The organism is Hymenobacter lapidarius (assembly GCF_001816145.1).
Classification (GTDB): domain Bacteria; phylum Bacteroidota; class Bacteroidia; order Cytophagales; family Hymenobacteraceae; genus Hymenobacter; species Hymenobacter lapidarius.
In genome coordinates this window covers 34,027-47,257 of sequence record NZ_MDZB01000089.1, presented here as the reverse complement: position 1 = coordinate 47,257, position 13,231 = coordinate 34,027, and the positions used below count along the sequence as shown (strand labels likewise).

9 protein-coding genes are annotated in these 13,231 nt (G+C 53.0%); all 9 read left to right on the top strand.

What is annotated here, in order from left to right; all coding sequences use genetic code 11:
* The first annotated feature begins 306 nt into the window (after nucleotides 1-306).
* The 9 genes from BEN47_RS05855 (at nucleotide 307) to BEN47_RS22830 (ending at nucleotide 13,098) form a co-directional block, all read left to right on the top strand.
* Nucleotides 307-1,359 carry a site-specific integrase gene (locus BEN47_RS05855; protein WP_070726079.1) on the top strand — a complete coding sequence of 351 codons (1,053 nt, stop codon included), beginning with the start codon at nucleotides 307-309 and terminating at the stop codon, nucleotides 1,357-1,359.
* A gap of 150 nt (nucleotides 1,360-1,509) precedes the next feature.
* Complete coding sequence (locus BEN47_RS05850) at nucleotides 1,510-4,134, top strand: ATP-binding protein (RefSeq protein WP_239691513.1); 2,625 nt, start codon at nucleotides 1,510-1,512, stop codon at nucleotides 4,132-4,134.
* Nucleotides 4,135-4,150: 16 nt separating this feature from the next.
* Nucleotides 4,151-5,248, top strand: coding sequence for a hypothetical protein (locus tag BEN47_RS05845; RefSeq protein WP_125921527.1), 1,098 nt, complete (start codon nucleotides 4,151-4,153; stop codon nucleotides 5,246-5,248).
* Nucleotides 5,249-5,279: 31 nt separating this feature from the next.
* On the top strand, nucleotides 5,280-6,068 hold the full coding sequence (locus tag BEN47_RS05840; RefSeq protein ID WP_125921526.1) for a hypothetical protein: 789 nt from the start codon (nucleotides 5,280-5,282) through the stop codon (nucleotides 6,066-6,068).
* Complete coding sequence (locus tag BEN47_RS05835) at nucleotides 6,069-8,051, top strand: HsdM family class I SAM-dependent methyltransferase (protein WP_070726073.1); 1,983 nt, start codon at nucleotides 6,069-6,071, stop codon at nucleotides 8,049-8,051.
* A 569-nt stretch (nucleotides 8,052-8,620) separates the two neighbouring features.
* Nucleotides 8,621-10,210, top strand: a complete 1,590-nt coding sequence (locus BEN47_RS05830) for a site-specific DNA-methyltransferase (protein ID WP_070726071.1) — start codon at nucleotides 8,621-8,623, stop codon at nucleotides 10,208-10,210.
* Between the two features lie 9 nt (nucleotides 10,211-10,219).
* The gene (locus tag BEN47_RS22620; protein WP_317039470.1) at nucleotides 10,220-10,687 is read left to right on the top strand and encodes a DEAD/DEAH box helicase family protein; all 468 of its coding nucleotides are present in this window, start codon (nucleotides 10,220-10,222) and stop codon (nucleotides 10,685-10,687) included.
* Nucleotides 10,621-12,879, top strand: coding sequence for a DEAD/DEAH box helicase family protein (locus BEN47_RS05825; protein WP_317039469.1), 2,259 nt, complete (start codon nucleotides 10,621-10,623; stop codon nucleotides 12,877-12,879). The genes BEN47_RS22620 and BEN47_RS05825 overlap by 67 nt, the downstream gene beginning before the upstream one ends.
* A gap of 54 nt (nucleotides 12,880-12,933) precedes the next feature.
* Nucleotides 12,934-13,098, top strand: a complete 165-nt coding sequence (locus tag BEN47_RS22830; protein ID WP_083322154.1) for a DUF3606 domain-containing protein — start codon at nucleotides 12,934-12,936, stop codon at nucleotides 13,096-13,098.
* Nucleotides 13,099-13,231 lie beyond the last annotated feature (133 nt).

The window sequence follows — 13,231 nt, the reverse complement described above, 5'->3', positions numbered from 1 at the left end:
TCTTTTGCTCTGACACTGGGAAAAAGTTTCTAACAACTGGAAGATTCTACCAAGTGGATTATCTGTTTCTTGTAAATGTACTGCTCCCCGCTAAACTGTCCATTTTTTGGAGAGTGGTTCATATTTGTTCTCACTTTGGATAGGTCCATTTTATAGGTTATGATAATGTTTACTTATCATAACTTATCTTTGGCAGCCAAAACGGGGGCTTTTCGACCGTTTTTGCTACCTATTATATAGGTGTACCGAACCGGTCCGGTCGCCCCACCGAATCCAGTCCTCCCAACGGCCCCCGGCACGCACGCCATGAGCGAAGACCTTTCCATCGTTCCGGCGTCCAACGCCACCCCCACGGTCAGCACGCAGCTGGCCCGTGCTTCCGCCAAAGTCGCGGGCTTTCTCGAAACCGGCTTGCAGGGTGCCGCGAATACCGAACGGGCCTACACGTCCGACCTGAAAAGTTACGGGGCCTTTTGCGAGCACCACGGCTTCGTGGCGTTGCCGGCCGACGTGGAGACGCTGACCGAGTACGTGGCCTTCCTGGCCACCGAGAAACCCGAACCAACGCTGGGGGACGGTCGGGAAAAAAAGAAGGGCCAACAACCGCTCACCCGGCCGCATTCGCTGGCCACCATCAAGCGTCACTTAGCGGCCATCCGTAAAGCCCATCAGCTTGCCGGCCACCGGCTGCCGGCGACCTTGGATGCCTTGAACATCGTTATGGAAGGCATTGCCCGCACGCTGGGCAAGCGACAAGACCAGGCGCAGGCATTCACGGTCGAGGAGTTGAAACAGGCTATTCTCCGCATCGACCTGGAAACATCGGCCGGCCTGCGGGACCGGGCCCTTCTGCTGCTCGGCTTCTCGGGGGCCTTCCGCCGGTCGGAGCTGGTGGACCTGAACATCGAACAGCTGGAATTCACCGAACGGGCCTTGCTCGTGCACCTGGCCAAAAGCAAAACTAACCAGTACGGGGCGGTTGAGGACAAAGCCATTTTCTACGCGCCCAACGCGGACTTCTGCCCCGTGCGCTGCCTACGGACCTGGCTGAATCTGCTGGGCTGGACCACGGGGCCGCTGTTCGTAAAGATTCCGCGGGCCGCCCCTGGGCAGATGGCGGCTCCGTCGGACAAGCGGCTTTCCGATATTTCCATCAACAAGCTGGTGCAAAAGCGCCTCGGCCCGGCTTACTCGGCCCACTCGCTACGCGTGTCCTTCGTGACGGTGGCCGTGCTCAACGGGCAGTCCCACAAGGCCATTAAAAACCAGACCAAGCAGAAAACAGACGCCATGATTGAGCGCTACACACAGCTCAACAACGTAGTTTCCTATAATGCGGCGCAAGCATTGGGATTATAACTACTGTGCGCTGCGCCCCTAGTAGGAAGTAAGTTACTTGTTTAGTTCCAATGGCTGACACGCGCCAAATATGAATATTGGTGCTGGAAGAGTAAGCTCCACCCCATTACATCTACCTTGGAGTCCCGTAGCTCCCACCTAACATTCTCCATGGACTCACTAACCTATACACATCGGCGCGTTTCTGTTGCCAATCAATGGTTTATTGAAATCCAGGGGTTAAAACCGACTAATCAAGCTGAATTGGAGGAAATGCTTGCCGGCCTAAGCGAGATTCATGAGTGGCCAGCGGAACGGCAAGTTATTGTTGGCGAAAACGAGGAAGGGCAAGGCTCAGCAAACTCATTAGCGCTAAGCACCTACAACTGGTATATTAAGGAAGTAAGAGTTGGGCCACAACGGTCAGATGTAGCCGTCACAAAGTGGGAGAAGGCTACTCTTGGCAGGGTGCAAATCATCAAAGGGTCTATAAGGGCCGCTCTGCAAGAAGAAAAGCTAGACCATTCCAAAATCATTAACCTATCTAGTGAACTTGCTAGTCTTGACGAATCAACTGTTCGCTTTAGCGTCGATGCTGGTATCATCAATCGTTTGGGCAAAGAATTGGTGGGGCGTGCGGAAACAGCATTATCCGAACTTGTCAAGAACGGCTATGATTCGGATGCTACAACCGTCACACTAGTCTTCAAAAACAATAACCAAATCGGGGGTACTCTCACGGTCACCGACAATGGGAACGGGATGACTCAGCAGCAGCTGGTGAACGGATTCATGCGCCTTTCTTCAACAGATAAGATTCACCACCCAAAGTCCCCGATATATAAGCGCACCCGCGCTGGTAAAAAAGGGATTGGCCGATTTGCAACGCAACGACTAGGCGCCAAGCTAACAATTGTCACCCAGACTGCTACAGCCACGGAAGCCATTCAAGTTACAATTGATTGGGACAAGTTCGTAACCGATTCTAATCTGCTTGCGATAGAATCAAAGATTGAAATTATTCCCGCACGAGCGGAAGGCAAGGGAACCGCGCTGATAATCGAAGGCCTGCGAGAGGTGTGGTCTGACACTGCTATCAAACGTGCTTACCGATACCTAGCTGAACTGTTACAACCCTACCCCCTATCACCGCAGCTCACTCAAAGCGAAAACGACCCTGGTTTCAGGGTTGATATTCAGCAACAAGATGCGCAGGGCAAACTGCATCTTATCATCAATGAACAACGGGCCTATTTTGACCAAGCATTAGCAGTCATTGAAGGTTACGTTGATGAGAAAGGAGTAGGCTTTTGGGCTGTCGAGAGTCAATCTTTAGGTATCGCTCAGGAAGTGCAGGCGCTTACTAAAGCAGATGGGGGGATTGAAACACCTTTCGACCACCTGCGGAACATCCACTTAAAAGCATATTATTTCATTTTTGAATCGGGCTTGTTTGCGCCTAACACTATTACGGCGGTTCGGGAAACATTGAAGGAACAAGGAGGGGTACGTATCTACCGTAACGGTTTTCGTGTCCTACCCTATGGCGAGCAAGACGACGACTGGACTGGTCTAGATTCATCGGTGCGGCGAAATGTTGTCATTCCGCCGCACGGCAACAACAACTTTTTAGGATTTGTAGAACTCGTTGATAGCGAGGGACGTCAATTTGACGAAACGGCGAGCCGTGAGAAACTGGTAGAAAATCTGGCGTTTCAAGAGCTTTCCGACTTCACCTACCGAACGCTGATAGGTGGCGTTCTACGGGTGGCTGCTTCTCGAAACCGAAAGGGCACTGCGGGTGAAAAACGCAAAACACCGCCCAAACCCACAGAGACCATCAAGGACGCCGCAAAAGATGCACTTGATGCCATAGAGACAATGAGGCGGGATAGCGCCGCGGCCAACCCACCACCTGATTCGCCCTCACCTAATACTGCCCCACCTATAGCAAGCCCAACTCCCCCTGTTTCTTCGCTGGATGTGTTCACCAATGCCGTCAAAGCCATCATCGGTGCCAATACCCAGCAGGAACAGCAGAATACAAAGCTTATTGAAGAAATCAATCAGCTTCGCGTACTGGCAGGCCTAGGGCTTGTTATTGGCCAGTTTGTGCATGAAATCAAGACGTATGTGACCTCATTTAACTTAGACATTCAGGCCCTGACCCTTCTCTTGACAGGCAATGAAGAAGCCGCAACTGTTTTTGCCAGGTTCAGCCGCAACATACAAGCGTTTTCTACCTATCGCTCTTATTTCGAGCGCACCATCTCCGACAATGTCTCTCGCGAGCTAGAGCCCTTAGAACTACGGGAGCTTATCAATCCATTCATCACAACCATCATTCCTGACGCAGAGAAGTCCGGCATTACCGTGTTGGCTCCAGTGTTCGAGGGCTATGATTTATTCACGGTACCCATGCACCGGTCAGAATGGGCATCCATTTTATTTAACTTCTACTCAAACGCCAAGAAAGCCATCCACCAGGCGGAAGTGGCTGGGAAGATTTTTGTAAAGTGCGGCAAGGTGGGCAACCTGCTTTACGTGGAATTTTCCGACAATGGAAATGGCATCCCGGTGGAGCACCAAGACCAGGTTTTCGATGCCTTCTTTACCACGTCGCAACCCGCCTCTCGGCAAGCCACCTTTCGTGAAGAACTGACCGGCATGGGGTTAGGGCTTAAAATCGTTCGAGACATCGTGGAGAGCTACCGAGGCACTATCTTCGTGGCTTTGTCCACGCCCGGCTTTAGTACCACGCTCCGCATTCAGATACCTCTAAATCCTAAAAAATAACATGTCCATCCGATACTTGTACCTGGACGATGACCCAGAGGAGAAAGTAGGCCAGATTGCTACTGCATTGTCTGTTCCGGGCAAACTGGTTGTAGAGTACCGTCCCGTGGCTTTGTTCGCAAACCAAGTAGAAGATTTAATCTCCCAAAGCGGTCAGTTCGATGGCTTGTTATTGGATTTACGACTTGACCAAGAGCGTCGGCCGAATGGCCAGCGAGCAGAGTACACGGCTACGACGCTAGCGCAATTTCTGCGCACCAAGGTGTATGACCAAGAGGTGAAAATCAAGGATTTCCCCATCGTCTTGTGTTCGCAACAGTGGAAGATTGGCATGTATGACGCTGATTTGAGTAGTCATGACCTATTCGACTATAAATTTCCTAAAGAGGACGTAGAGAAGCGGGCTCAGAAGATTTCTGAAAAGCTGATGGCTTTAGTTGAAGGCTACCGCCTCATCGATAAAGCGCCCGGTAGGTGGAACGAGATGTTAGCTTGCGATGCTCAGCTCCTCGACCCGCGTATGTTTAGTCGATTTGCGGGCCGTCCCGTGCCAATTGCAACCCATGAGTATGCCCGATATATTCTACGGGAACTGCTAGTGCCTGCAAATGAGCTTATCAAAGAGTCGGTTTTTGCAGCTCGCTTAGGGCAAACTGGCACGGGAGCCGGCTGGGCCCGGTTGCGTGACGAAGTGTTTGGGGCCGCACGTTACACCGGGGCATTCAGTCAGAGTTGGAACCGGTGGTGGCAGCCTGAAATCAACCGCATTTTCGAAGGTCTATGCGGAACAACACTTTCCTCTTTAACCGCAGCTCAACGGGTGGCCGCTTTAGCGGAGCATACTGGCATTGAAGGATTAGTAGCGGCTGAACCCATCATGTTCAATCATAGCAAGTGGTATTGGACCATCTGCGAAGCGCTAAAAACACCTCTGGACCCTTCAGAAGGTTTCCGGCTTGCTCCTGGCCACGAGCCAATGGCTTGGCAAGACTATGACTATATCTCTCTGAAAGCCTTGCTTGAACGAATGCATATTACCGATTTACATCGCTCACTTCATCCCGATGAAGTTGAACGCTTTGATGCCATTCGGGAAGAGTATTCTCAAGCATAGACGCTAAATGGCACCAATAGACCCCAAGGTTATGGCTTTTCGCAAAGCCAGAGCCAATGATTTAAGAGACTTGGCTCGCTTCACCAACAAGCAGCGCATTAGCATTGAGAAAAACGAATCCTTCAAAGACGCAATTCGCTTGCTGGAGGACAACCAGCATGTGTACCTAGACGAGGCAGGAAAACCTGATGTTTCACTGTGGGGATACACCATTACGCAGTTACCTGTAATCATCACCGCAATTCCCCGGCATACATTCCCTGCTGTCAGGCAGCTAACCTTGCGCATTAGCATGGCATTCGCGGCTGATTGGCGCGGCTGGGAGAAAATGCAGGACCCTGCCCGTCGGCTCAACTTGGATGTGCTTCTATTGGGGACCAACAAGGATGAAAGTCGCTGCTTGACTTCGTATCACTTGGACAGACATCAAGTGCAACCAGTTGCGGCCGGCTCTCAAGTCAAAGTGCCACCAGCTGAAGTCCACCCGCTTTACCATGTGCAGTTCAGTAGCGGCAAGACGTATAAAGTAGATGAAGCCGCTGACCTGAATCTTGGAACCAGTGGCAACTTGTTCCTTGACCCACCGCGGCTGTTACACTACCCTATGGACCTCATTTTAGGGGTCGATTTCATATTATCTAATTACCTACCCATTGCTTGGAATGCCTTGCAAAGAGATGGGTCCTACGCGAACCTGTGCCGCAAATACCAGACTGCGTTCTTGAAACCCTACATCCACGCCATTGCCCAGCATTGGAATTTGCCCCGCGACGCGGATTGCTGGGGTGCCAAAAAGGCCATCTGGCCCAATTTGCTCTAGATGATAAAGGAGTTTTTCAGAACGCTTAATAAAGTAATCCCTGCCGAGCCGCGTCGGGTGAACAGAATTCTTGTCACTACATTTTTAGCGTTAAACAACTTAAAGCCTCAACATAGCGCCTTTGTCAACGAGTTAGTGATTCATGAACAGGAGGAAGATTGGGCTGACTATACTCTTTTCCAGGACTACTTCCTTTCTTACCAAGGGACGTTTTCGTTTGAAGACCTGATTGAGATTTTCGAGTTAGTAGTTTCTCCCTCCGACAAAAAAGTCAATGGCGCTATCTATACGCCGGAGTACATCAAGTCTTACATCATTGACCAGGTAACGGCCTCCACAAACTTGGACCTTACACAAGCATTCGTGTGTGATGTGGCGTGCGGATGCGGGGGATTCCTTTACAGCTATGCCCGATTTTTACGAGAAAGGCATGACTTGTCGTATGAGTACATCTACAGCGAATTACTGTACGGGGTAGACATTGCCCCCTACAGCATCGAGCGAAGTGCCATTACTCTCTCGCTCCTGGCTATCGGTGAGGGAGAAGACGCCGATTTTCAGTTCAATTTAAAGGAGGGAAACTCCCTGGATTTTGATTGGCGCACGGAATTTACACGTGTTGGCGAGCGGGGTGGCTTTGATTTTGTCATTGGAAACCCGCCCTATGTTTGCGCCAAGAATATCACGCCGGAGACACGTGAGCTGTTAGAAAAATGGCCAGTCTGTTTATCGGGAAACCCCGATTTATACATTCCTTTCTTTCAGATAGGTTTGGAAGCGTTGCATGAGCATGGGGTACTGGGCTACATCACCGTGAACAGCTTCACGCGAAGCATGAATGGACGTAAGCTCCGGGAATACTTTCATCAGCATTCTTTTGGCCTTTCCATCGTTGATTTCGGAGGTGAGCAGGTTTTCAAAGGGCGTACGACCTACACCTGCATCTGCATCATCGGCCGGCAACCGCAACCAGTTGTGCGGTACTGCTTGAGTAAAAGCAGCCAACTATCGACCCTGGGACCAGCTGATTTTGTACAAATACCTTACGATACGCTTACTGACCATCAAGGATGGGTCCTCAGCACGGTGGACATCAAATCGGTGCTGCACCGGCTGCGGACGACTGGCCGCCCACTGGAACAGGTAGCAGACATTCGTGGAGGCTTCGCAACGCTGAAAAATCAGGTGTTTGTTTTTAAGGCGATTGGTGAGACGCCTACCCACTTTGAACTGGAGACCAAAGCGAAAGTGCGTTTTCAAATAGAAAAAGGAATCTGTCGAAATGCTGTCAAGGCAAACAGTTTAAAGAAAGAAGCCGATTTTGCTATTTACGGGGAAAAAATCATTTTTCCTTATAAGTACCAAGCCCAACCTAATGTCCTTTTCCCCGATGAGCAAACTGTTGGCCGGCGGGTGGTGCCGTTAGAGGAAGTCGAATTAGCCACTCTCTATCCTGACGCCTATAAATATCTCTTGGCGCACCAAGCAGAATTAGCGCTACGGGATAGAGGCGGTGCCAGTGATTATGAGGCTTGGTACGCATTTGGACGCGCACAAGGGTTGAATGTGCAAGGTTACAAACTCCTCTTCCCGCACATTTCTGACCAACCCTATTTCGTTTACACAGAAGACAGCGACTTACTGTTTTACACAGGTTTTTCCATCGTTTCCTGGAATTCAAGGACGCTGCGGATTTTGCAGAAAGTCCTTATCAGCAAGTTGTTTTGGTTTTTCGTTAAACACACCAGTAAACCTTATTCAGGGGACTATTTCGGTCTTGGCAAGAACTATATCAAAGGCTTTAGCATACCACTTTTTGAGAAAGAAGAGGAAGATTTCCTACTGACTTGCGCAGATAAGGATGAAATCAACACATTCTTGGCTGCGAAATACCGTATTCCAATGCAAATGCTAATGGACGAACCAACGATGGTAAACAGTGTAAATATTGAGCAGGTCCTCCCCTTGGTTGCTCCAGTCTGAACAGTACATGGGGTCGCACTATACTAGGAACGAAAAACAACGGTAAGCCCACTTGACCACCGAAAACGAGCTGATTTGTCTCTCTAAGTCAGTTATTCAGGAAGGAATGAGCCGTTGATACGTGAGATAAGCAAAAGCTACACTCCAACTCAGCCACAACATACTTTTCTTAAAAACTGCCTTAGTAGCGTTTAAACGTACGTTTTTTGAGGCAATGGCCCTGCTCAAAATTCCTTAGCGTTGTTTTCCGTTCCTAGTCTAGTGCGACCCCTGTGACGGGTGTATGCCATTGTTTCACGGCCTGCAATGCTATCGTTAGCGGCTGCATCAACGCAACGCCATGCGCACACAGCCACTTGAAAGCGGTAAATGCCGTTGCGCTTGCCTAACGAGACTAGCATCGGTCGGAATACTAACGAAGATAGTTATTTCGGGTGTTATTTTCAGTACGCTGCCAGTTAGCATAAGCATTGGGAATCCCAGAAGCGGACTTTTCCAGCCCCTACATCCGATTAGCTCCCCGTTTGTGGCTTCCGTACCTTCGTTGGCTCCATCACGCTACGCTTTTTATGCCCACCCTCCACTGGATTGGTAAAGACAAAGTCATCAACCACCACCAGGACGTTCCGTTTCGCCTCCTCAACCACCAGTACGGCGCCCTGGCCGACGGCACCCAAACCGCCGAACCCACCGGCAGCGGTAACCAGATTATCTACGGCGACAACCTCGAAGCCCTGAAAGCCCTGCTGCCGCAGTACGAGGGCCGGGTGAAGTGCATCTACATCGACCCGCCCTACAACACCGGCAACGAGGGCTGGGTGTACAACGACAACGTCAACGACCCCAAAATCAAGAAGTGGCTCAGCCAGGTCGTGGGCAAGGAAGGCGAAGACCTTTCCCGCCACGACAAATGGCTGTGCATGATGTACCCGCGCCTCAAGCTGCTGCATAAGCTGCTGGCGGAAGATGGAGCCATTTTTATTTCGATTGATGATACTGAATTATATAATTTAAAGTCTACATGTGATGAAATAATGGGAGGAGGTAATTTCATAACATCCATTGTTTGGCGCAAAAACTATGCACCAAAATCAAGTGCCATGCACTTTTCTGGTGACCATGAATACCTACTCGTTTACGCCAAAAATGCGGCATTATGGCGAGTGAACTTGATGCCTCGGACTGACAAGCAGGACAAGGCATACAAAAACCCGGATAAGGACCCTCGCGGACTTTGGCGTCCTAACAACCTAGCCGCTCGCAATTACTACAGCAAAGGCACTTATCAAATACAGACCCCAAGCGGCCGAATTATTGAAGGCCCACCACCGGGTTCTTATTGGCGCGTCTCGGAAGAAAAATTCCGAGAGATGGACGAGGAGGGAAGAATTTGGTGGGGCAAAGATGGAAGTAATGTTCCTGCTCCTAAAATCTTCCTGAGCGAAGTTAAGCAAGGCGTTACACCGCAGACTTTTTGGTCTTACGAAGAGGTAGGCCACACACAAGAGGCCAAAAGAGAGATTTTATCGATTCTGGATAAAGCAGAAACCGTATTCTCCACGCCAAAGCCAACCCGTCTAATCGAGCGGGTTTTGCAACTCGCCACCGACAAAGACTCCATCGTCCTCGACAGCTTCGCCGGCAGCGGCACCACGGCCCACGCCGTGCTCAAGCTCAACCAGCAGGACGGCGGCAACCGCAAGTTCATCCTCACGGAGATGGAAGACTACGCCGAGCACATCACGGCGGAGCGGGTGAAGCGCGTGATGCAAGGCTACGCAGGCCAGGCCGGCACCGGCGGCAGCTTCGACTACCTCACGCTGGGCGAGCCGGTATTTACCGAGAGCGGCGAGCTGAACGAGCAGGCCGGCCGGCCGGGCCTGCGCCAGTACCTCTACTACGCCGAAACCAAGCAGCCGCTGCTCCCCGAAACGACGGACGACAACGCCGCCTTCCTCGGCCAGCACGACGGCGCGGCTTACTACTTCCATTACGCGCCCGAGGAGGTCACGACGCTCGACCACGAGTTCCTGAGTACCATCCGCACCAAAGCGGGCCAGTACATCATCTACGCCGACAACTGCCTGCTCACGGCCGAGTTCATGACGCAGCACGGCCTCATTTTCAAGAAAATCCCGCGCGACATTTCGCGTTTCTAGACCACCCGCATGGAGCTGAAACCCTACCAGCAGGAGGTCATCACGGACCTCGCCCGCTTCCTCGACTGCGTGCAGGCCACCAAGTACCTGCCCAACGCTTTCCAGGACTTCTGGGCCACGCACCCGCGCACCCCGCTACAGCCGTTTCCGGGCACGGCCATCGAGCCGTACAAGAACACCGTGCCGGGCGTGCCGCACGTCACCATCAAGGTGCCAACGGCCGGCGGCAAAACCTTCATTGCCAGCAACGCCCTGCGCACCATTTTCGCAGCCTTCCCGGTGGGCCGGCCCAAAGCCGTGGTGTGGCTGGTGCCTTCCATCACCATTCTGGACCAGACGCTGCGCAGCCTGCGCGACCCGCTGCACCCCTACCGCCAGAAAATCAGCACCCACTTCGCCGGCCGGTGGAGGTGTACGACAAAGCGGCCTTGCTGCAAGGCAGCGGCTTTTCGGCCAGCAGCGTGCAGGAGCAGCTGAACCTGGTGGTGCTCAGCTTCGACTCGCTGCGGGCCAAAAACAAGGAAGACCGCAAGGTGTACCAGGAAAACGGCAACCTGCAGTCCTTTGGCTCGCTGCTGGGGGATGACGAGGACATTACGCTCATGCGCGTGATTCAGGCCCTGAACCCGGTGGTCATCGTCGACGAAAGCCACAACGCGGAGAGTGATTTGAGCGTGGACATGCTCAAAAACCTCAACCCCGCCTTCATTCTCGACCTGACGGCCACGCCCCGCAAAAACAGCAATATCATCAGCTTCGTGGACGCGCTGGCGCTCAAAAAGGAGCACATGGTGAAGCTGCCCGTCATCGTCTACAACCACAACGACCTGGCCGAAGTCATCAACTCGGCCCTGCAGCTGCAGCGCAACCTGGAGCTGCAAGCTCGGCAGGAGCAACGAGCCGGCGGGCGCTACATCCGGCCCATCGTGCTGTTTCAGGCCCAACCCAAAACCGCCGACGACAACACCACCTTCGAGCTGCTCAAGCAGAAGCTCATCGCCCTGAAGATTCCGGAAAGCCACATCCGCATCAAAACAGCCGGGCTCAACGAACTGAGAAACGAAGACCTCTCCTCCCCCAAGTGCGAGGTGCGCTACATCATCACGGTGAATGCCCTGAAAGAAGGCTGGGACGCCCCCTTTGCCTACATCCTGGCCTCGCTGGCCAACAAGTCGTCGGCCGTGGACGTGGAGCAGATTCTGGGCCGGGTGCTGCGCCAGCCCTACGTAATGCCCCACACCGCGCCCATGCTCAACATGAGCTACGTGCTGACGGCTTCCACGAAGTTCATCGAAACGCTCGACAAAATCGTGCAGGGCCTCAACAAGGCCGGTTTCAGCTCCCGCGATTACAAGGTGGCCGATGCCGCCACGCTGGCCCCGGCCCCGGCGCCCACGGGCACCTTTACGCAGGCGCCTTTTGACTTTGACCAGAAGCCGGCCACCGGCACGGGCATGGACGACCTGGCCGCGGTTGATTTCTCCCGCATCGCGCCCGTGGCCCCCGTCACCGACGAGGCCGTAGCTGCGGTGGTGCCAACGCAACCCGCGGCGGCTGGACCCGCCACCAGCACCGTAGAGGCCATTGCCAAGGCGGCGCTGGAACAAGACGCCGCCTTTCAAAAAGTAGTAGACGAAAGCACCGCCGGCGGCGTAGCCGTGCTGCCCACCGAACTCCAATCGCTCGTGAAAACCTACCCCATCAAGGACATTTTCCGGGACCAGGCGGCGGCGCTCGTGCTCCCCCAATTCTACTGGAAAAAGCCCTCTTCCAGCCTGTTCGACAGCGGCGACGGCGGCACCACGGTGCTGTTGGAAAAAGAATACCTACTACAGGGCTTCCTGCTGGGCAAGGCCGACACCGACATCAAGTTCAACGGCATCTCCTCGGAGCTGTACCGCGTGGACCTGGACGAAACCAAAAAGGAGGCTACCCCCACCTTCACCCGCATCGACGGCGACGCCAAGGAGCGCATCATGGCTTTCATCCTCGACCCGGCCCGCAAGGACAGCCGGGTGAAGAACTTCACGCGCCGCATCCTGGACCTCATCGGCAACCTCTACCCCATCGCCGACAAGGAGATTGAGAAGTACATCCGCCGCATCCTGGAGGACTTCACCGACGAGCAATTCACGGACTTTGCCAACCACGAATACACCTACACGCAGAAAATCAAAGACAAAATCCGCAGCCTCTCCGAAGAATACGCCCAAAAGCAGTTCAGCAACTTTCTCGACCAGGACAAGGCCATCATGAAGCCGGCCTACACGTTTCCGGTGCAGATTGCGCCCGGCGACACCAGCAAGGCCATTACCAAGTCCTTGTATGAGAAGGAAGGGAAAATCAACGGCTTTGAGGAACGGGTGATTAACGAAATAGCTAACCTGCCCAACATTGCCTTCTGGACGCGAAACCCCGAACGCAAAGGCTTCCGCATCAACGGCTTTATCAACCACTACCCGGACTTCATCATCCAGACCAAAAGTGGCAAGACGCTGGTGGTGGAAACCAAGGGCGACCACCTCGATGCCGAGACGAAAATTAGTCTGGGCGCTACCTGGGCGCACAAGGCTGGTAACGACTTCCGCTACTACATGGTGTATGAGCGCCGGGCGGTAGATGGCGCGCATACGCTGGACAACTTCCTCAACATTTTGCGGGGTATATAGGCGCTTTAGTGCCTGCCAGTGGACTTTTTGCCGCGTTAGTGGTGTTTACTACCTATGCTCCCATCCCCTCCCGCCGACGTTTTGCGCGTTAACCTTGCTTCCACCAGGGAAGTCAACTACTGGTGTCAGGCGCTGAACTGCACGGAAACCCGGCTGCGTAATGCGGTCCTTGCGGTGGGTCTGCTGGCAGCCGATGTACGCGCCTATTTGCAACGGTAAGCACGGCTTCCTGGTAGTGCTTGACGTCTATACGTTGGGCTTCCGAAACGCTAGGATTGCCTTTTCCTTCAAAAAGCCGTATCTTTGCCTTACAAAAAAAGTATCTGCCACATCGGCTTTGCCGGTGCTGTTT